Annotated in this window: 4 protein-coding genes (1 of these 4 only partly in view); 1 reads left to right on the top strand and 3 read right to left on the bottom strand. The window is 62.0% G+C overall.

Annotated features, from left to right (window positions below; genetic code table 11):
* Positions 1–88 precede the first annotated feature (88 nt).
* Positions 89–4,261, top strand: a complete 4,173-nt coding sequence (locus tag HU718_RS10525; RefSeq protein ID WP_186613731.1) for a non-ribosomal peptide synthetase — start codon at positions 89–91, stop codon at positions 4,259–4,261.
* A 180-nt stretch (positions 4,262–4,441) separates the two neighbouring features.
* Here HU718_RS10525 and HU718_RS10520 read toward each other — a convergent pair whose 3' ends face one another.
* From HU718_RS10520 to HU718_RS10510, 3 genes are all read right to left on the bottom strand, one after another.
* Entirely contained in the window at positions 4,442–6,922 is a 2,481-nt protein-coding gene (locus tag HU718_RS10520) for a TonB-dependent siderophore receptor (protein WP_186613649.1), read from the bottom strand.
* Positions 6,923–7,259: 337 nt separating this feature from the next.
* Positions 7,260–10,490: a non-ribosomal peptide synthetase gene (locus tag HU718_RS10515; RefSeq protein WP_186613651.1), complete on the bottom strand. Its 3,231-nt coding sequence runs from the start codon at positions 10,488–10,490 to the stop codon at positions 7,260–7,262.
* On the bottom strand, positions 10,487–22,868 hold the 3' portion of the coding sequence (locus HU718_RS10510) for a non-ribosomal peptide synthase/polyketide synthase (protein WP_186613653.1). 1,145 nt of this gene lie beyond the right edge of the window; only the last 12,382 of its 13,527 coding nucleotides appear in the window; the start codon falls outside the window, past its right edge; it ends in the stop codon at positions 10,487–10,489. The genes HU718_RS10515 and HU718_RS10510 overlap by 4 nt, the downstream gene beginning before the upstream one ends.

The following is a 22,868-nucleotide window of genomic DNA, read 5'->3' as shown; positions in this document are numbered from 1 at the left end:
CCGGCCTTCAATCCGAATGTTTATCGCCGTGGACCCGACTGTCGGCAACGCCGTCAGCGCTCACGGTGCTGCCAACCACGAGAGCCCGATGAACGACTTACTCGATGATGAGGTACTGGCGCTGCTGATGGCAGATGCCGGCGAGCAATCCCAAGGCATCATTGCCCGTCCCCACCCGGCTCCGGCCCCCCTCTCCTTCGCGCAACAGCGACTGTGGTTCGTGCAACAGCTGACACCTGACAGTGCCGCCTATAACCTGCCACGCGCCGTGCGCCTCAGCGGTGCCCTGCAAGCACAGCATCTGGAAATGGCGCTGAATAAAGTCATCGAACGCCACGATGTCCTGCGCAGTGCGATCGTCGAGATCGACGGGGTAGCCATGCAGGTGGTCGATGCACACGCAACGCTGCCGTTGGGGTTCGATGATCTGCGCGGCCTGAGCGCTGAAGCACGCGAACAGCAGATTGCCCGGCGCACTGCCGAAGAGGCCGCCAAACCCTTCGACCTGAAGCAAGCACCACTGATGCGCGCGACACTGCTACAAGTCGCCGACACGGAGCACTTGCTGTTGCTCAACATGCACCATATCGCCTCGGACGCCTGGTCCAACGCGATCCTGATGCAGGACCTGACCCGCGCCTATGCGCAAGCGGCAATGGGCATGAGCGCGCCACTGCCGCGCCCGGCCATCCAGTACGCCGACTATGCCGACTGGCAGCGTGGCGACTATCTGCACAGCCCGGCCTGCAAGACCAGCGCCGAATACTGGCAGAATTATCTGGGCCAGACGTTGCCGCCGCTGGATCTGCCGGTGGACTTTGCGCGCAATGACCAGCATAGCCATGCGGCCGGCAAACACGACTTCAGCCTGCCCGCCACCTTGGCGCAAGCACTCAATCGCTTCTGCCAGCAGCACGGTTTGACTCCCTTTGTGGTCGCGTTGGGTGCCTGGCAATTGCTCCTGAGCCGCTACAGCGGCCAGGACGATTTCACCGTCGGCGTGCCCAACGCCACACGCAATCGCAGTGAAATTCAGGACCTGGTCGGGTTCTTTGTCAGCACCCAGGTCTATCGCGTGCGGATTGACCCGCAGCTGCCTTGCAAGGACTTCCTGCTGCGTCTGCGCCGCGAATCGCTGGCCGCGCTCGACCATGCCGACTATCCGCTGGAATTGAGCTTCGACGACCTGCAACTGCAAAGCAGTCAGCAGATCAATCCGTTGTTCCAGGTGCTGTTCAACTGGCGCACGGACGCCGGCACCTCGGTGCCGCTGAACCTGGGCGAATTGACCCTGGACTTTGTCGATGCCGGCAGCGGGCAGGCGAAATTCGACCTGTCGCTGGACGTCAGTTATTCCCTGAACCGCATCGACGCCAACATCGAATTCAGCCGCGACCTGTACCGCCCCGCCACCATCGAGCGGTTGGCCGGGCATTGGCAGAACCTGTTGCACGCCATCACCGCAAATCCCGAGGTCGCCCTGAGCGAATTGTCGCTGCTGAGCGACACCGAGTGCCGCCAGCAACGCGAACAATGGAACCCAGCCGTTGCGCCATTGCCGAGCGAAGGCGTGCATCAACTCTTCGAACGCCAGGCACTGGCCACGCCGCAGGCCCTCGCGCTGATTTGCGATGACGTGCGCATGAGCTATGCCCAACTCAACTCGGCAGCCAATGGCCTGGCACAGACCCTGCTCGGCTACGGCGTGGGCCCGGAAGTGCGGGTAGGCATCGCGGTCGAGCGCTCGGCGCGGATGATCGTCAGCCTGCTGGCGGTGCTCAAGGCCGGCGGTGTGTACGTACCCCTCGATCCCGAATACCCGCAGGAACGCCTGACCTGGATGATCGAAGACAGCGGCTTGAGCGTGCTGCTCAGCCAGCGCTCTTTGCGCCAGCGCCTGCCCTCGGTAGCCGCGGTAAGCGTGCTGTGCGTCGACGAACTCGACCTAGCCGACAGCGCGCACAGCGACAATCCGACCTGCCGTACCCATGGCCATAACCTGGCGTATGTGATGTTCACCTCAGGTTCCACCGGTCGACCAAAAGGTGTGGGAATTACCCAGGCGGCTTTGACCCGACACGCGCAAGTCGCCCTGGAATTCCTCGGCCTGACAGCCGCTGATCGTTCGCTGCAATTTGCCACGTTCAACTTCGATGCCTTTGTCGAACAGCTCTACCCGGCGCTGATCTGCGGCGCGTCGGTGGTACTGCGCGGGCCGGACATCTGGGACAGCGAAACCTGGTATCAGCAGTTGCTCGACAAGCAATTCACGGTGAGCGACCTGACCACCACGTACTGGAACATGCTGGCGAGGGATTTTGCCGCTGCCGGTGTCCGTGACTATGGCCCGTTGCGCCAGGTGATCGTGGGCGGCGAAGCCATGCCACCAGAAGGCGTGGCGGCGTGGGGCAAGGCGGGACTTGGCCATGTGCGCCTGCTCAACACCTATGGCCCGACGGAAACCACGGTCAGTGCCACGGTGCTCGATTGCACGGACTACGTCACCGGGCATGCGCCGCTGCCGAAAACCATGCCGATCGGCCGCCCCTTGGCTGGACGCGCCATTTACCTGCTGGACAGCGGTGGCCAACCGGTCCCGGTGGGCGTCGTCGGCGAATTGGTGATTGCCGGCGATCTATTGGCCCGGGGCTATTTCCAGCGCCCGGAGCTGACCGCCGAACGCTTCATGCCTGACCCGTTCAGCACGCAGGGCGGGCGTCTGTACCGTACCGGTGATCTGGCACGCTATCGCGCCGATGGCGTCATCGAATACGTCGGCCGACTCGATCATCAAGTGAAGATTCGCGGCTTCCGTATCGAACTCGGTGAAATCGAATCCTGCCTGCTGCAAATCCCGGCCGTTCGCGAAGCCCTGGTCCTTGCCCGCGAAGGATTGGCCGGGATGCAGTTGATCGGTTATATCGTGCCGAGCGACGGTGATCTGTCGAGTGAACAGCACGATCAACTGCGTGCAGCCCTCAAGGCTGAACTGAAAAGCCGTCTGCCCGCCTACATGGTGCCGAGCCATCTGCTGGTGCTGGAAGCCATGCCCGTCAGCCCGACAGGCAAACTTGATCGCAAGGCGTTGCCGCTGCCTGACATCAGTCAATCGGAGACCCGCTTCAAGGCCCCGGAAACTGCATTGGAGCAAGCGCTGGCCGAACTCTGGCAGGAAACCCTGCACGTTGACCGGGTTGGCCTCGACGACAACTTCTTCGAACTGGGCGGGCATTCGATTCTGGCCATCCAGTTTATTGCCGCACTCAATGCGCGCCTGGGGATCAAACTCGCCTTGCAGCAAATGCTCGCCCACGCCACCGTCGAAGCCCTGGCGCAATTCATTGCTACGCAACACCAGCAGCAAGCCAAATGTGTGGTCGAACTTTCCGCCTCAGCCGCCAGCGCCCCGCCGCTGTTCTGCCTGCATCCCAGCGGCGGCATCGTGTTCTGCTACCAACCGTTGGCCAAACGCCTGAGCAAACACGCGCGCACCTTCGGCGTGATGCACACGGGCTTCGCCGACAAACACGCCCACGCCCAGACCTGGGCGCAGATGATCGCCGATTACACCCGACAGATCATCGATAAACAGGCTGACGGCCCGTATCGCTTGATGGGCTGGTCGCTCGGCGGCTCCATCGCCATGGACATCGCCGCCGAACTGGAGCGTCAGGGACGTGAAGTGAGCTTCCTCGGTCTGGTCGATACCACACTGCCGGACAGCCTGTTGCCGGCCGACCTGCCGCGCAAACCGCTGGAAGAAGAAAATCCCGAGTACTTCAGTGCACAAAATGAACTGGCGACGGCCGTGGAAATGTTCAGCCTGATGTTCGCGCATCTGCACGAGCCGGCGGCACGCTTCCTCGCCGAAAACCCGCAAACCGATCTCAAGGCTTTCTACCAGTGGGCCAGCCAACAGGCCGCCACCAGCGAACAGGAAATGATGGCGACGCTGGACGCCATCAAACAGGAAATCATGAACGCCCAGGCGTTCGAGATTCATGACCGACTGGTGAAATCCTACGACGCCTTCACGCTGCCGACTCTCAAGGTCGAGGCGAGTTGCTGGTGGTCGCTGTCGCACAAGACCCTGGAGCAGGTGTTGCACTCGGAACAGGTGCTGCGTGAACACACCGTCAGCGGACGACTGCAAGGCTCGGTGCATTCCACCCTGCCCCACCGCAGTATGATTTACGGTGAGTCGTTGCTCGAGTCCTTTGAAGCGGTGTTCCTGACGTGTGAGGCGGCACTGAACAACTGACTTTCATGCGGGCAAACAAAAACGCAGAAGCGCTGGCTTCTGCGTTTTTTTTTGCATGATTTGCCACATCACCTGCGCGCGCTGCGCCCACCGCGATTCACCTGCCGACGGCATGCAAAAAAAACGGCCCACGCCCTCTTCGAGGAGCGTGGGCCGCTTCGGTGAAGGCCCTTCAGTGCATCAGAACTTTGGGGTCCACTTCACGGAGAACATCAGGTTGCGTGGATCACCGAAGTTGTTGTTGCCGTCGAGCTGGTTGTAACCGGCCGCAATGTACTTCTTGTCGAACAGGTTGTTGGCATTCACGGCCAGACCGACTTCCGGTGTCAGCTGGTAGCCGACACGGGCGTTCCATACGGTGTAACCCGCGACATCGTAAGTCCCTTCGTAACCCAGCGTATGGCTCTGAGTGGTGAAGCCCAGACCGGTGCTGACACGATCCCACTCACCCGGCAACTGGTAGTTGGCCCACATGCGCAGCATGTGTTTTGGCGTCCAGGTGCTGAACACGCGGCCTTCCCTGTCCGGGTCTTTGAGGTACTTGGTGGTGTTGTAGGTGTAACCGGCAAACAGTTGCAGGTTTTCCACCACTTCGCCGCTGATCTCGGCGTCGATACCCTGGCTGCGCACTTTGCCCGAGGCCGTCGAGCAATACGAACCGTCGCACTCGAAGCCACCGGCAATGTCGTTGACCGCACGGTTTTCCTGGTCGTAGCGGAAGAGTGCCAACGAGGTGTTGACCCGGCCGTCCATCAGCTCGCCCTTGAGACCGATTTCGTAGTTGCTGCCGACCACCGGTTTGAGCACGGTGCCACCGGCATCGCGGTTGGTCTGCGGCTGGAACACGTCGGTGTAACTGGCGTAAACCGCCCACTCGCGGCTCAGGTCATAGACGATACCGGCGTAAGGCGTGACTTCCCCGGTTTCGGTCGCGGTGCTTGGGTCGTTCTTGGTGATGCCGCCGAACGAGGATTGCGCCTTGGATTTGTAGCTGAAGTCATACCAGCTGACACGGGAGCCGAGCACCAGGGTCAGATCGTCGATCGGCTTGACGCGCCAGGTGCCATACAGGCCTTTCTGGCGTACGTCGTATTTACTCAGCGTGCCGCGACCACCGGAAGCGATCAGGCTGTCGTAGTTGATATCGGGACGGTCATTGTTGACGCCGAAAATCGTGTCGCTACTGTTGCTGAAGGTACGGGCGAGCTGATCGTCCGTTTCGAGCTGGGAAAAGTTACCGCCCAACATCACTTCCTGCTGCATCGACAAGGCTTCGAACTTGCCATTCAGGTTCATGTCGATACCGACTTTTGTCGAGTCGAAATCCGTCACGAAGTTGGCGTACTGCACGCCGCTGCCATCCGGTTCCAGACCGTCGCCGGCACTTTGCACGCGCTGGTTTTTCGCCTTGTTGCTCTCGGTCATGCGCACCGCACCGACCTTGAGTGCCCAGTCTTCGTTGAAGCGATGTTCGAGGTCGGCGTAAAGCGTGGTGACGTCGATGTCGGAACTGTTCCAGCGTGCACCGGTGTAGGTGGAGCGCGAGACATCCGGCATCTTGCCGTCAGCGTAACGTGGCAGGCCACGAATCATCGGACGCGAATCACCGTCGGAACGGCTGACGGCCAGGCCCAGGGTGGTGTCTTCACTCAGGTCGAAGTCCAGCGAGCCGTACAACGACAACGTCCGGCTCCAGTCGTGATCAATGAACGAGTTGCTTTGGTCCTGATCGGCCACCAGGCGACCACGGATGGTGCCGGCCTGGTTCAGCGGGCCGCCCGCGTCTACTTGCAGACCGTAATGGTCCCAGGAGCCCGCCTTGGCGGTCACGGACACAGTCGGTGCAGCCTGGCCGCGCTTGCGCACCAGGTTGATGGCGCCACCCGGGCTGCCAGTGCCTTGCAGCAACCCGGAGGCACCGCGCAGGATTTCCAGGCGATCGAAAAACACCAGATCCTGAGTCGCCCAGTTACCCAGCGAATAGGTGTTGCGTGGAATCGGTACGCCGTCGTACTGCCAGTCATCGATCTGGAAACCGCGCGAGGAGATGATCAAACCCTTGCCGACGCCCTGCAGACCCACGACACCGGTGGTCTGGTTCAGCGCATCCTTGAGGTCGACCAGGTCCTGGTCGTCCATCTGCTTGCGGGTCATCACCGTGACCGACTGGGGGATTTCCTTGAGGGTGTGGGTGCCCTTGCCAATCGTCACTGCGTTGGAGGTGTAGGAGTTGCTGCCTTCGGTCGTCGCGCCGATCTGTTGTGCGCTGATGTTGGTCGCACCCAGCTCCAGACCCTGGGTGTTGCTGCCCCGCACCAGCATCAGGGTGTTGCCCTCGACGCTGTAGCGCACGTCGGTGCCCCTGAGCAATTCGGCGATGGCCGCCTGCGGGCTCATCTTGCCGCTGACCGCGTGGCTCTTGAGCCCGGCCATGTCGTCAGCGTTGTAGATCACTTGCTGGTTGGTCTGCTGACCAAACGCCTGCAGCGCCTGTGGCAACGATTGCGCCGGGATATTGATGCTGACGCTTTCAGCCATCACCTGAGCGCTCAAAGGCAATACACAGACCAGCCCCAGCCCCGTCAACACTCGGCGTGAACGCAGGCCGCGGGACATGACGAGTGCCTTGAACAAAGGTTTCAACTCATGAATTGCTGACATCGTGCTCTCTATTATTGGTAGAAGTGAAAGTCCATTGGGCCGACGGGCCCGCCGCTGTCTGCACACGTGAACCGCACACTGTCGCGGGCCCTGCGGGCGACCTGGCAGTGCGTGGCGATCTGCCCCTCCCCGGGCTCGATCATCTGGCTGGACATCGGCGAAATATTTTCTGCTGAACAAACCGGTGCATTGGCGGCCCTGCCTGACACGATTTGCCCACATACCCTATTAAGACGCAGCACCTCCAAAAAACCGGAATGAGTTTATTTATCATTAACTCAAAAAGTTAAAAAAAAGGCCGACGCTGTTGGGCGACGGCCTTTTGTTTCTTTCTGTGTCAGCTTGTTTGCGCAGCCTTGGCGGCCTGCAACTGTCGCGCCTGCTCGGCCAGACGGGCCTTTTCCTCAGGACTCATCGCCTCCATGCGCAGGCGCACTTGAGCCATTTTCTCCAACTGCCCCGGGCTGCTTTCCACCGCACGTAACGCCAGCGCCAGCGACGCCACGGTCGGATGATCGAAAACCAGTCCCGGATGAATTTCGCATTGCAGCAACTTGCGAATACCGGCGACCAGTTTGATCACCAACAGCGAGTGGCCTCCGGCCGCGAAAAAGTCGCGCTCGATGCTCAAGCGTTCAAGCCCCAGCAGTTGCGCCATGCGCACGGCGAGCAATTGCTCCAGTGCATCACGCGGCGCAACGCCTTCGTCATCCGCTGCCGTAGCGGCCAATTGTTGCAGCGCCTTGCGATCGATCTTGCCGTTGGCCAGCCGTGGAAAACGCTCGAGCAGTTGCAGATGCTGCGGCACCATCACGGCGGGCAGACGTGCACTCAGTTCGGCACGTGCGGTGTCGAGCAGACTCGCTGTGGCGCCCTGCTGCGGCACGATAAACGCCAGCAGACCTTGCTCGGTCGACGCGGCAGGCAGCACCAGCGCTTCGGCAACCGCCGGCAGGCGCAGCAACTCGGCTTCGATTTCCGCGAGTTCGATACGGAACCCGCGCACCTTGACCTGCTGATCGCGTCGACCGTGCAACTGGATCGCTCCGTCCGTGCGGTAACGCGCCAGATCACCCGTGCGATACAAATGCTGCGCCGCATCGAACGGACTCTGGATGAACGTCTGCGCATCGGCCTCGGCATTCAAATAACCACGGCACAATTGCGCACCGCCCAGGTACAACTCGCCCAGCACACCGACGGGGGCCAGACGCAAATCAGCGTCCAGCACATACACCTGATTGTTGCCCAGCACACAGCTCAGCGCCGAGCAATCGCTGGCCGTGCCGTCCAGTGGCAGTGGATGAATCATCACGCCGACGGTGGCTTCGGTCGGGCCATAGTGGTTGAACACCCGGCAATCACTGCGCAGCCGCGCAATGCGTTCGATCAGCGTCGGCGCAACCGGCTCGCCGCCCAGCACCAGCGTGTGCGGCAAGGTTGCCTGCTGATGATCGAGCAACGCCGCAAGGTGCGACGGGACGATTTTCAGGCAGTCGATCTGATGCTGCTGCAGGTACTCGGCGAACAATGCGCCGTCCTGCATTTGCGCATCACTGGCAACGTGCAGGGTCGCCCCATTGAACAGCGCACCGAACAACGCCGTGTTGCCCAGATCTGCCGCGACCGTAGAACTGAAACCGAAGTTTTTGCATGACTCCAGACCCAGCGCCTGACTGGCCTGAGCGACGTAATTGAGCAATTGCCGATGCTCGATCACCACACCTTTAGGCATGCCGGTAGAGCCGGAGGTGAACAGCACATAAGCGATGTCGGTGCCTTGCGTCGCAAGCGCCGGCAACGGCGCGCCCGATACGCCGAGTTCTGCCAGCGTGCGAGCTTTGTACGGCTGATCCTGCCAAGCCGTGACGTGCGCCGCATCGGTCAACAACAGCGCGGCGCCGGCCTGTTCCAGCATCAACGCCTGACGCGCCTGTGGCCACTGCACATCCAGCGGCAGATACGCGCACCCGAGGCGCCAGCTCGCCAACATCGCGATCACCAGATCCGCCGAGCGTGGCAACGCCAGCGCAATGATCGAGCCTGCGCTGACACCTTGATGGTTCAAACCCTGAGCGGCGCTTTCGACGCGGGCCTGCAACTGACCGTAGCTCAATGACTGCTCAGCGTCGGTCAAGGCGATAGCGTGCGGCGTACGCAGCGCCAGATCAGCGATGCGCTGAGGCAGATAACGCTGATCAGCCAGCGCCTGTATCGCCGGATTGATTGCCAGCAAGCGCTGTTCGGCGGCGCGACTGAGCAGGTTGAGTTGCGCCAGTGCGGTGTGCGGCGCATCGACAATCGCGCTCAACAGCACATCGAACTGTTCCAGTACGGCGTTGGCTGCCGCTGGCGAATAGCGCGAAGCGGCGTACTGCAGACCAACACCGGCAAGACGCTGGTTGTCGTCCAGTTGCACTTGCAACAACAACTCGAAAGCGTCGGCCTGCACCTGCACGGCGTCAGCCACGCTCCAACGCAGACCGCCGCTGCTCGCGGCAATGCCGATCTGGCCAAGGCTGAAGCCGTAAGCCGGGCGCGCGGCGTCAAGCGCCAGTTCCGGCGTCCAGTATTCCTGCCAGGTGCGATGCTCTTCGACACGCGCCGCCAGTTGCCCCAGCCAGTCACTGAAGCGCGCGCTGCCAGGCAGATCCAGCGAGAGCGGCAAGCTTTTCTCGAACACGCCAACGGCGTTGGCGAAATACTCATAGTCGGCACGGCTGTCATGCCGCAGACCGACCAGTGCGTGATCAAGCCCGCTCAAACGCCCCAGCAACACCCACCACGCGCCTTGCAGCAACGTGGCGACCGGCTGACCGAGCTGCTCGGCCAAGGCATGCAGAGCATCACGCTGCGCCGACTGCAGATTCAGCGATACGCACGTATCGGCGGCACTCGCTTCGAGGCCGGGGCTGCGAGCGGCCAGCCATGGCGTTGCGATGTCCGTCTGCACACCTTGCAGGTGCTGCTGCCAGTAGCTACGCGCGCTGGCAGCGTCTTCATCGAGCACCACCTCACTGCGCCATTCCAGATACTGCGCGAATTCCCCCGACTCTTCGTCTTCGGTTGGCTGAGCCCCGGCGTACGCTTGCTGCACTTGTTGCAGCACAAGGTTCAACGATGGCGCGTCGGCACTGTAGCGAGCAATGCCCAGCAGCAGCTGCCATTGCTGGGGTGCCAGGCGATAAAGCACGGCCTGGACACTGGCCGATTCGCCGACGACAAAGGCGCGTTCCAGCGATTCGCTGATTTGCGCCTGAACGTCCCCGCCGCGTTGCTCGCCGGCATGGATCGTCAGCGGGAAGCGTCCGGCGTCGGCCGCAGCCTGACGCAAACCGTGAAAACCGCTGACCTTATCCAGCCGCGCCAACAGCATCGGCTGCTGTGTCAGTACGGTATCGAACGCGGCCTGCAAACGTTGCGGATCCAGATCACCGTCAATGCCAACGCTGAGCCAGCGCATGGCCTCGCCACAGGTGGCGGTGTTCGACAGGCGCTCAAGCAGCGCCTGTTGCTCAGGCGCCAGGGCGAAACCCGGATCCTGCACGTCCTTCATGACTTCGCTCATGCGCCGCTTTCCTCGGTATTCAATGCCGCCCGGGCGTTGCTGGCCGGGCGCTCCAGGCTGCTGTGGTCGTACATGTCACCCATGGCGACGACAATCTTGCGCGGGCCCTCGAACGGATCACGGGCATGCGCCACCAGCATGTTGTCGAGCAGAATGGCATCGCCTTTCTGCCAGTCGAATCGCACGGCGCACTCTTCGTACAGCTCGCCAATGCGCTGCATCACGTCGTCTTCGATCGGTGTGCCGTCGCCGTAATACACATGACGCGGCATGCGCTCGGCGCCGAACATCGACAACAGGTCTTCACGCACATCCGGCTCCAGCCAGTAGATGTGGTGCAACTGCACCTGATTGAAAAATGACTTGGCGCCGGTGATCGGGTGACGAATGATCGCCGGCCCCGGTGTGCGGGTTTGCAGTTCGTTGTTGTCGAGCCAGCGCCACTCGATACCGCCCGCGCGGCAGCGGGCTTCGACTTCGGCACGGTCTTCGGTCTTGAAGAAGTGCTGCCACGACACGTCGAGGTTGTCGGTGAAGGTGCGCACATACAGCAAGCCTTTGGACTCGAACTTGTCACGCAGCTCTGCCGGCAGTTTTTCGTACATCAAGCGGCAGTCCACCACCGGCGTTGCACCGCCGACCGGCGCCGCTTGCTCGCAATAGAACATCTGCTTGCGCGGCCAGCGATCCTGGTGCGAGCTCTCGTTGTGGAACAGGATCATCTTGCGTTCCGGGTACGGCGTGGAGCGGTAGGTATTCTTGCCGCCCTCTTTCTTCGGCAGGTCGCCGTACTGGCCGTACAGGCCTGGCTGGATCGCTTCGGCGAACGCTTCAAAACCCTGAATGCCGTCGAGCTCGAAACCGCGAAAGAGAATGCCGGCGTGAGTCGCCAGTTTTTCTTCGATCAGCGGCCGGTTGTGCTTGATCCACTCGATCAAATCCAGCTGCGGCTCGTTCGGTTCCATCAACAGCGGGAACGGCTGCGGCGCAGCGATCAGCGATTCGCGGATCGGCGCCGGGCGAACCTTGGCCACCGGGGCGGCGCCACGCTTGAGGAACTTGCCCAGTTTGTCGGCCTTGGGTCCGGGGGCAGCGGGTTTGGCGGCCACTGCTAAATTTTCGACTGGCATGCTGATAGCTCCCAATTGAATGTCCTGATCAGCGACGATCTGTTCCAACAGGGCTATCCAGGCCTGCACCAGGTACTGAATGCGCTCGTGTCCGAACAAGGTTGTGGCGAATTGCCAATTACCCAGCAATTGCCCTTCTTCTTCGTCAACGAACAATGCCATGTCGAATTTAGAATGGCTCTGCAGCGCCGCCAGCGGCTCGACGCTCAAATCGCCCATGGATTGGGTACGGCCCGGCAGGTTGTTCATCACGAACAACACTTGCACCAACGGGTTCATGCCCTTGTGGCGCGGCACGCCACAGGATTCGACGATCATGTCCAGCGGCAGGTCCTGATGCTCCAGTGCGCCGAGCAAGGTGTCCTGAGTGCCCGCCAGGAAAGTCGAGAACGCCGTGTCGGCCGAGAAGCGTGAACGCAACGGCAAGACGTTGACGAAGAAGCCGATCAGCCGCTCCAACTGCGCCTGCTCGCGCCCGGCAACGTCGGCGCCGACCAGTACGTCGTCGCCGCCGCTGAATTGATGCAACAGCACCTGGAACGACGCCAGCAGCGTGCTGTACAGCGTCACCCCGGCGTCATTGGCAACCTTGCGCAAAGCCTGACTCAAATCCTTCGGCAGATGGAACTGCACGGCATCACCGTCGTACGACGCCACCGGCCCGCGCGGGGTGTCCAGTGGCAGGTTGAGCTGCCCGCTGTAGCCACTGAGCATCTCTCTCCAGTAATCCGCCTGCTGGCCGAGAATCCCTTGGCGTTCCAGCTCCTGTTGCCACAGGGCAAAGTCGGAATATTGCACCTCCAGCGCCGGCAACGACGCGGCAGCACCGGCCTTGCTCAACTCATGGATCTGCACCAGCTCATTGATCAATACGCCCATCGACCAACCGTCAGAAATGATGTGATGCATGGAGAACAGCAGCACATGCTCGGTCGGTGACAGATGCAGGATGCGCCCGCGCCACAATGGCGCCTGTTCCAGATCGATCGGCGTTCGCGCGTTATCCAGCGCGGCCTGCGCGACCTGTTCTTCCTGGGCACTGCGCGACAGACCGGACAAATCGAGCAACGGGAAGTCGACGTCGACCTGCTCGGCAATCAGCGCAATCGGATCGCCTTCGTCATCCTGCGAGTACGCGGTGCGCAACACTTCATGACGGCGCACCACTTCGGCAAAACTGCTCATGAAGCGCTCGACCGACAGCTCACCGCGCAAGCGCAGGGCCAGCGGCATGCCGTAGGCCGAGCTGCCGCCGGACAATTGTTCGGCGACCCACAAACGCCGTTGCACCAACGACAGCGGCGCCGTCGACTTGACGCCCCAGGCCTTCAGTGGAACGGCCTGACTGGCCGCCCCGCCGAGGGTCGGTGTCTGCTCCTCGGCCATCCAGGTGGCCAGATCCTTGAGGCGCGGATAGTTGAACAGGTCGCGCAGGCTCAACGCGCCGCCGGTCAAATGGCGCAAACGCGAGACAGCCTGAGTGGCCAGCAGCGAGTGCCCGCCCAGTTCGAAGAAATGATCCTCGCGGCTGACCTGATCGAGCTCCAGGACGTTCTGCCAGATGGCTGCGATCTGCTGTTCCAGTTCACCGACCGGGGCAACGAAGTCACCCGCCGCGACAAACGCGTCGACGCTCGGCAAGGCCTTGCGGTCGACCTTGCCATTCGGCGTCAGCGGCAGGCTGGCGAGGAACAGCACGTGCGCCGGAATCATGTAGTCCGGCAGGTGCACCTTGAGTTGCGTCTTCAGCGCTTCGCGCAGCAGCGCTTGCGCGGCCGCATCGGCGCTGGCCACGGTCGCATCATCGACCACCACATACGCCACCAGTTGATGGCTGGAGGCGATCGGTTGCGCCACCACCAGTGCCTGGCTGACGTTATCGATCTGCAACAGACGCGCTTCGATTTCGCCCAGCTCGATACGGAAACCGCGCACCTTCACTTGGTGATCGATACGCCCGACATATTGCAACGTGCCGTCGCCCAGATAACGGGTCAGGTCGCCGGTGCGGTACATACGCTCGCCATTGCCGGCGAACGGATTGGGCACGAATTTCTCTGCGGTCATCGCCGCCCGGCCCAGATAGCCACGGCTCAGACCGGCACCGGCCAGGTACAACTCCGCCGACACACCCTGCGGCGCCGGTTGCAGATCGCCGCCCAGCACATAACTGGCGGTGCGGATCATCGGTCGACCGATGTTCGCCGTGCCGCCAGCCTCTCGACGGGTCCAGGTCGAGTAAACGGTATCTTCCGACGGGCCGTACAAGTCGAAGATATCGGCGATGGTCGCCTGTTGATACAGGGTGTCCACCAGGTTCTGTTTCAGCGCTTCGCCGCACAGGTTGATGATGCGTACGCTGGCAGGAATATCGCCAGAGTCCTGCAAGGCATTGATTGCCGACGGCACGGTGTTGATCAGGCGCACCTGATCGCGCGCCGGCAAGTGCGGCAACTCCAGCGCGTTGCGCGCGATGATCAACGAACCGCCATTGGCCAGGGTGACAAACAGCTCCCACACCGACAGGTCGAAACACACCGACGTCGAAGCGAGCACACCTTGAATGTCCTCGCGGCTGTAGAGGTGCTTCGACCAGTCGCTCAGCGCCATGATGTTGGCATGGCTGATGGAGACGCCTTTGGGCTTGCCGGTGGAACCAGAGGTGTAAATCACGTAGGCAAGATTGTTCACACTCACGCCAGTGACCGGCGCGACCGAGCTGTAGGCCGAGAGATCCAGCTGATCCAGGAGCAACACTTGCATGTCGCCGGCGAGCGACAGGGTGGCGGCTACATCGGTTTCGGTCAGCAGCACGCGAGCGCGGCTGTCTTCAAGCATGTAGGCGACCCGATCCGCCGGGTAATCCGGGTCCAGCGGCACGTAGGTGCCACCGGCCTTGAGTACCGCGAGCAATGCCACCAGCAGATTGTCGGAGCGCTGCATCGCCACACCGACGCGCACTTCGGCGGCGACGCCCGTGCTGATCAAACGGTGCGCCAGGCGATTGGCCCGGGCATCGATATCGCCATAAGTGAAGGACTGCTGGCCGAACGTCACGGCGCGCGCGTCCGGCTGGGCAGCGACCTGACGCTCGATGGCCTGGTGGATGCAAATCGGCTCAAGGTCAGCGGTTGTCTGCGGATTCCAGTCACGCAGAATACGTTGCTCGTCACCTTCCTCCAGCAAGTTCCACTCGCCCAGGCAGGCATCGACGCTGGCGTGCATGCCGCGCAACAGTTGCTGCAACTGTGTCGCCAGTTTGATCACGGTACTGGCGGCAAAGCTTGTGTGCTGATAGCTGAAATGCACGGTCAGTTGCTGATCGAGGTTGACCATCAACGTCAGCGGATAGTTGGTCTGCTCATACCGGTCAACTTCGCCAAAGCGCAAGTCCGCCGACTCGGCTTGCTGCAAGGCTTCGGCAATCGGGTAGTTCTCGAACACCAGAATGTTATCGAACAACGCCTCACCGCTCTGCCCTGCCCAACGCTGGATGTCGAACAGCGGCGTGTGCTCTTGTTCGCGCAGCAACAGGTTCTGCGCTTGCACTTGCTGCAGCCATTGCGGCAACGACTGTTCGGCACGTGGGCTGGCAATGATCGGCAAGGTGTTGATGAACAGCCCGATCTGGCCTTCGACGCCATTCAACTGCGCTGGTCGCCCCGATACCGTGGCGCCGAACGTGACAGTGTCCTGCCCGGTGTAGCGTTGCAACAGCAACAGCCACGCGGCTTGCACCAGCGTGTTGACCGTGACCTTTTGCGCCCGGGCAAAACTGTTGAGTTCGGCGGTCGCGTGAGTGTCGAGGGTCAGCAGGTATTCACCCTGACCAGTGACGGTTGCATCAACGAGGTGCGGCACGGCATCGGCCAGATACGTCGGTGTCTCGAAGTCGGCCAGTTGGCCCTTCCAGAAGTTTTCCGTGACTTGCGCATCCTGCTGCGCCAACCACTCGATGTAATCGCGATAACGCCCCGCCCCCATCGCCGGCGCGTGGCCGTGATAGCGCTGCAATACATCGCCGAGCAACTGCGAGTTGCTCCAGCCGTCCATCAGAATGTGGTGCGAGGTGTAAATCAGATGGAAGCGCTCAGCCGCCACCTGCACCACGACCAGACGCAGCAACGGCGCCGCGTGCAAATCAAAACCTTGCAGGCGTTGCTCAAGTTCCAGAGCTTTCAGGGCTGGCGCCAGGTCGCCGCGATCACGCCAGTCGAGCACGCTGAACGGTACTTGCAAGCCTTTGTGCACCACTTGCAGGGCGTTGGGCAGATCGCCTTCCCAGACAAAACCGCTGCGCAGCACTTCGTGGCTGTCCATCGCCGCTTGCCAGGCATCGCGGAAACGCTCGACCTGCAAGCCATCGACGGCCACACACATCTGGTTGATGTAATCACCGGACTGTTGCGCGTAGAGGGTGTGGAACAACATGCCCTGCTGCATCGGCGACAACGGATAAATGTCTGCAATCTGCTGTGGGCGGGTTGGCAAGCCGTCGAGCTGCGCCTGGGTCAGGCCGGCCAGCGGGAAGTCCGAAGGCGTCAGCCCAGCGACGCCCGGGGTCAGGCAATGGTCGATCAACGCCGCCAGTTCTTCGGCGTAATCCGCCGCCAGTGCCTCGATCACGGTGTTGTCGAAACGCTCGCTGCTGAAGGTCCAGCCCACGCGCAATTCGCCGCCATACACCTGACCGTTGAGGGTCAGCCAGTTTCCCAGCGGCGCGTCCGGGCTCTGGTCGAGACCGGCATTGTCCGGCGCCGGAGCGAACAGCGCGCCGTCATCACCCTCGAAACTGCCGTCGAACTGGCCGAGGTAGTTGAAGGTGATGCGCGGCGTCGGCAAGGCGCGCAGGCTCTGTTGTGCCTGAACATCGCCAAGGTGACGCAGTGCACCGAAACCGATGCCTTTGTTGGGGATCGAGCGCAGTTGTTCCTTGATCTGCTTGATCGACTCGCCCGGTGTAGCCGCCGGGGTCAGACGCACCGGGAACAGACTGGTGAACCAGCCCACGGTGCGGGTCAGATCGACACCGTCGAACAGCTCTTCACGGCCATGACCTTCGAGCTGAATCAGCGTCGATGGCTGCCCGCTCCAGCGCCCGATCACCCGCGCCAGTGCGGTCAGCAACAGGTCGTTGACCTGAGTGCGATACGCCGCTGGGGCTTCTTGCAGCAGTTGCCGGGTCAGATCGGCGCCGAGTTTGGTCTGTACCGTCTGCGCCAGTCTGTTCTGCTGACCGGCGTCGATGCGCTTGCACGGCAGATCGCTGCCGACATCACTCAGGCACGCTTGCCAGTAAGCCAGTTCCTGTTGCAACGCTGCGCTGTTGGCGTAGCGCTGCAAGTGTTCACTCCAGTCCTTGAAGGCACTGGTCTTCGCCGGCACCTTCAGTGGCTGACCGTCGAGCAATTGCTGATAAGCGTTTTGCAGGTCTTCCAGCAGAATCCGCCACGACACACCGTCGACGGCCAGGTGATGAATCACCAACTGCAAGCGCTGCGTGCCATCGGCCAGATTCGCCAACACGGCGCGCAACAGCGGCCCGTTCCGCAAATCGAGGCTGCGCTGCGCGCGGTTGCCCAAGGCTTCCAGCGCAGCCGCATCGGCGACGTCTTCCTGCCACAGCAGGTTGTGCGGCTGATCTTCAACCGCACGGTGCTCGGCCTGCCACACGCCGTTGTGTTGGGTGAAGCTCAGGCGCAAGGCATCGTGATGCGCGACCAGCGCGCGCAATACTTGCTCGACTTTCTCCGCGTCCAGCGGCTGACGCGGCTTGAGCAGCACCGACTGGTTCCAGTGCTGACGCTCAGGAATATCATCTTCGAAGAACTGCTGCTGGATCGGCAGCAGCAAAGCCGCGCCGGTGACCGCTTGCTGGTCGATGCTCGTTTCGTCGTCGCCCAACTGCGCGACCAGGGCCAGACGCTGAATGGTCTGGTGCTGGAACAAGTCTTTCGGATTCAGGCGAATGCCGGCCTGCCGTGCACGGCTGACCACTTGAATCGAAATGATCGAGTCGCCACCCAGTTCGAAGAAGTTATCGTTGAGGCCGACTTGCGGCAGCTTCAGCACGTCTTGCCAGATTGCCGCCAAACGCTGCTCCAGCTCGCTTTGCGGCGCTTGATAGGCCTGCTGCGCCTGACTGGCATCCGGCGACGGCAACGCACTGCGGTTGAGTTTGCCGTTGGCGGTCAGCGGCAATTGCGCGAGCAGCAACAGGTGCGCCGGGATCATGTGATCCGGCAGATTTTCCTTGAGTTGGGCACGCACGCGGTCGCGCCATTGCGCCTGATCCGCTGGACTAGCGTCGTGCAGCGTGGCATCGCTCGGCACCAGCCAGGCGACCAGTTGTTGACCGCTGAGACCCGGTTGCGCCAGCACCACGGCTTGGCGTACGGCAGTCTGTTCGAGCAGTTGCGCTTCGATCTCACCGAGTTCGATACGGAAACCGCGAATCTTCACCTGATGGTCGATCCGCCCGATGTATTCGATCACGCCGTCAGCGCGATAGCGCGCCAGGTCGCCGGTGCGGTACAGACGACCACCGTCAGCGGCAAACGGATCAGGAATGAAACGCAACGTGGTCAGATCGGCACGGTTCAGATAACCACGGGCCAGCCCGGCGCGACCGACGTACAGCTCACCGATGCAGCCTTTGGCCACCGGGTTCAGATCGCCGTCGAGCAAGTACCACGACAGGTCAGGAATCGGCTCGCCGATCGGGCTGCTGGCGTCACGCTGCAAATCGGCCATCGACAACGGCCGGTAGGTGACGTGCACGGTGGTTTCAGTGATGCCGTACATGTTGATCAGTTGCGGTGCCTGATCGCCGAATCGCTCGAACCACGGGCGCAGGCTCTTCACTTCCAGCGCTTCGCCACCGAACACCACGTAGCGCAGCGCCAGTTGTTGCGCGGCGTGTTCCGGGGCGCAGGCCACTTGCATCAGTTGCTTGAACGCCGAGGGCGTCTGGTTGAGCACGGTGACGCCTTCGCGACCAAGCAAAGCGAAGAAATCTTCCGGCGCACGGCTGACCTCGTAAGGCACCACCACCAGTTTGCCGCCGTACAGCAGCGCACCGAAAATCTCCCACACGGAGAAGTCGAACGCATAGGAGTGGAACAGGCTCCAGACATCCTGCGCGCCGAAATCGAACCACGCTGCAGTGGCTTCAAACAGGCGCAGCACATTGCGATGGGCGAGCAAGGTGCCCTTGGGCTGACCGGTCGAGCCCGAGGTGTAGATCACGTACGCGAGGTTGTCGGCGCTCATGCGCACTTGCGGGTTGCAGTCGTTGTAGCCTTCGAGGTCTTCACGATCCTGATCGAGCATCAGGCTGCGCACCGAATCCGGCACGGGCAGACGACCGAGCAGGTGGCTTTGGCTCAACAGCAGGCCAATGCCGCTGTCGCCGATCATGTAGGCCAGGCGCTCTTCCGGGTAGCTCGGGTCCAGCGGCACATACGCGCCGCCAGCCTTGAGAATCGCCAACAGACCGACCAGCATGTCGAGGCTGCGCTCGACCGCGAGGCCGACGCGCACGTCCGGGCCGACGCCGCTGGCGATCAGCTTGTGCGCCAACTGGTTGGCGCGGCTGTTGAGTTCGCCGTAGCTCAGGCATTGCTCTGCATACGTCACGGCCACCGCTTGCGGTGCGCGGGCGGCCTGGGCTTCGATCAAGTGATGCAGGCACTGCTCGCTGGGGAAATCGGCCACGGCCGGGTTCCATTGCAACAGCGTCGCCGCGCGTTCGGCGGCGTCGTGCAGCGGCAGTTCGGCAATGCGCTGGCCGCTGTCGGCGACGATACCGTGCAGCAGATTCGTCCAGTGTTGCGACAGACGCGCAATAGTTTCGACGTCGAACAGGTCGGTGGCGTAGGTCAGCTCGGCCCAGACGTTGTCGGTCGATTCAAAGGTGTTCAGGGTCAGGTCGAACTGCGCGGTATTCGACGCCCAAGGCAAGCCTTCGATATGCAATTGCGGCAGGCGTGTCGCGCCCTGCGTCTGACGCGCCTGGCTCTGGTGGTTGTGCATCACCTGGAACAGCGGACTGTGGCTGAGGCTGCGTTCCGGTTGCAGCGCATCGACCAGTTGCTCGAACGGCAGATCCTGATGCGCCTGAGCGCCGAGCACGGTGTTTTTCACTTGCTGCAACAGGCTGCGGAAGGTCTGTTGGCTGTCGAACTCGGCCTTGAGCACTTGCGTGTTGACGAAGAAGCCGATCAGGCCCTCGGTCTCGACCCGGTTACGGTTAGCCACCGGCACGCCGACACGGATGTCGGCCTGACCGCTGTAGCGGTGCAGCAAGGTCTGGAACGAGGCCAGCAGCAGCGCGAACAGGGTGACGTTTTCACGCTGCGCGACTTGCTTGAGGGCAGCGGCCAGTTCGAGGTTCAGCGGGATGTCGCGACGCGCGCCGCGATAGCTTTGCTCGGCTGGGCGCGGACGGTCGCTCGGCAGCTCCAGCAACGGTTGATCGCCATCGCCGAGTTGCGCGGTCCAGTAGCTCAACTGACGCTCGCGTTCACCAGCGTCCATCCACTGCTTTTGCCACACGGCGTAGTCGGCGTATTGCACCGGCAACGCCGGCAATGTCGCGGTCTGGCCCTGGCTATACGCGGCATAGAGCGCCACCAGTTCATCGACCATGATGTTCATCGACCAACCGTCAGAGACGATGTGGTGCAAGGTGATCACCAACGCATGATCATCGGCGGCCAAGCGCAGCAGCTTCACCCGCAGCAGCGGGCCTTGCTGCAGGTTGAACAGGTGCAGGGTTTCTGCGGCGACCAGCGCTTGCAGCGCCGTATCGTCGAGCCCCGCCACGTCCTGCACTTGCAGGTCCAGCGTGCCGTGGGCCTGAATCACTTGCAGGGTCTGGCCCTGCTGTTCGACGAAGCAGGTGCGCAGGGATTCGTGGCGCTCGATCAGCGCATTGAAGCTTTGCTGCAACGCCGGCAGATCCAGTTCGCCACGCAGACGCAGCGCAGCCGGGACGTGATAGGCCGTGCTGGTCGGTTCCAACTGCCAGAGGAACCATTGGCGTTCCTGCGCATAGGAAAGCGCCAACGGTTGCAGACGCGGCAGCGCGACAATAGGCGGTTCCTGAGGAGCCTGTTCGACACCCAGCGCGGCAACGAAATCTTCCAGCGTGCTGTGCTCGAACAGCGTGCGCAGCGGCACTTGAACGTTCAGCGCCTGACGCACACGGGAGACCACTTGCGTCACCAGCAAGGAATGGCCGCCCAGTTCGAAGAAGTTGTCACTGAGGCCGACACGCTCAAGCTTGAGCACCGCTTGCCAGATCTCGGCGACGGCGTGTTGAGTCGCGGTTTGCGGCGCGATATAGGTTGATTGCAACTGGCTGGCGTCAGGTGCCGGCAAGGCCTTGCGGTCGACTTTGCCATTCGGGGTCAGCGGCAATTGCGCGAGGAACAACAGGTGCGCCGGCAGCATGTATTCCGGCAGTTCGGCCTTGAGGCTGGCTTTCAATTCAGCGCGCAGTTCGACTTCATCAATCGTGCTGGCGGATGGCACCACATAGCCGACCAGTTGAGGTCCGGTCGGGCCGTCCTGCGCGACCACCACGGTTTCGCGCACGCTGTCCAGCGCGAGCAAACGGGCCTCGATCTCACCAAGCTCGATTCGGAAACCACGGATTTTCACTTGATGGTCGATGCGCCCGATGTACTCGATCACGCCTTCTGCGCGATAACGGGTCAGGTCGCCGGTGCGGTACAGACGCGCACCGTTTGCCGAGAACGGATCCGGTACAAAACGTTCAGCGGTCAGGCTCGGGCGCTGGAAGTAACCACGCGCCAGACCGTCACCGCCAATTAGCAATTCACCCGGTGCACCGAGCGGATTGAGCTCAAGGTCGCTGCCGAGAATGTACAGCGCGGTGTTGTCTATCGGCGTGCCGAGGAATGGACGGCTGTGGTCCGCGCTCAGTGCGTGTTGCGCCGACCAGATCGTGGTTTCGGTCGGGCCATACAGGTTCCACACGCTCGGCGTCAGCGCCAGCATGCGATTGGCCAGCTCCTGCGGCAGCGCTTCACCGCCACAGAGGAACGTGCGGCCCTTGAGAATCGCCGAGTGCTCGTTGTCGAGCAGCATGCGCCAGGTCGATGGCGTGGCTTGCAGCACGCTGACGGCGTGACGTTCGATCAACGCCAGCACCGCTTGCGGATCCTGATGCACGTCCTTTCCAGTCAGCACTACGCAGGCGCCAGCCAGCAGCGGGCCATAGATTTCCAGGCCAAAAATATCGAAGGAGAACGTGGTCAGCGACAGCATGCGATCCGCAGCGGCAATCCCCGGCTGCTTGATCATGCTCGCGACAAAGTTGCGCAGCGCCGCATGGCGCACCATCACGCCTTTCGGTTTGCCGGTAGAGCCGGAGGTGTAGATCGTGTAGGCCAAGTGCTCGCCATTGACGGCGACGCTCGGCGCGGTCTGTGGATAAGCCGCCAGCCAGGCACCTGGCTGATCGAGCAACAGGGTTTGCACACCCGCCGGGATCGACAACTGCGCTTGCAAATGCGTTTGGGTCAGCAGCAATTGCAGGCCACTGTCCTCGATCATGTAGGCCAGACGATCCTCGGGATACGCCGGGTCCAGCGGCACATAAGCGCCGCCGGCCTTGAGGATCGCCAACAGGCCGACGATCATCTCAACGCTGCGCTCCACGGCGATGCCGACCAGTTGATCCGGGCCAACGCCGGCCTCGATCAGGTGATGCGCCAGTTGATTGGCCCGGGCATCCAGCTCGCCATACGTCAGTACATCGTCGCCGATGATCAGCGCCGTGGCCTGCGGGTTTTGCTGCGCCTGCAAGGCAAAGTCCTGCTGCACGCACTCGGCCTGCGCGCTGTGATCCGCCACGCGCAACCAGTCCTGCAACAACACGCCGTGTTCAGCGCTGTCCAGCAGCGGCAGTTCGCCGACACGCTGGGTTGGCGCGGCAATGATGCCCTGCAACAGGTTCTGCCAGTGACGCGCCAGACGCTCGACCGTTTGCGGCTTGAACAGATCGGTGGCGTAGGTCAGCTCGGCGGCAAAACCGTCATTCGATTCATAGGTATTGAGGGTCAGGTCGAACTGCGCGGTGCGCCCTTCCCACTGCACATCCTCGACGCTCAGCTGCGGCAGTTGCACCGCACCACGGCTCTGATCACGACTGGTCTGGTGGTTGAACATCACCTGGAACACCGGGCTGTGGCTCAGGCTGCGCTCCGGTTGCAGCGCT

The organism is Pseudomonas tensinigenes (assembly GCF_014268445.2).
GTDB lineage: Bacteria > Pseudomonadota > Gammaproteobacteria > Pseudomonadales > Pseudomonadaceae > Aquipseudomonas > Aquipseudomonas tensinigenes.
The sequence above is the reverse complement of the archived record's forward strand: the minus strand, read 5'-3'. Positions and strand labels throughout refer to the sequence as shown.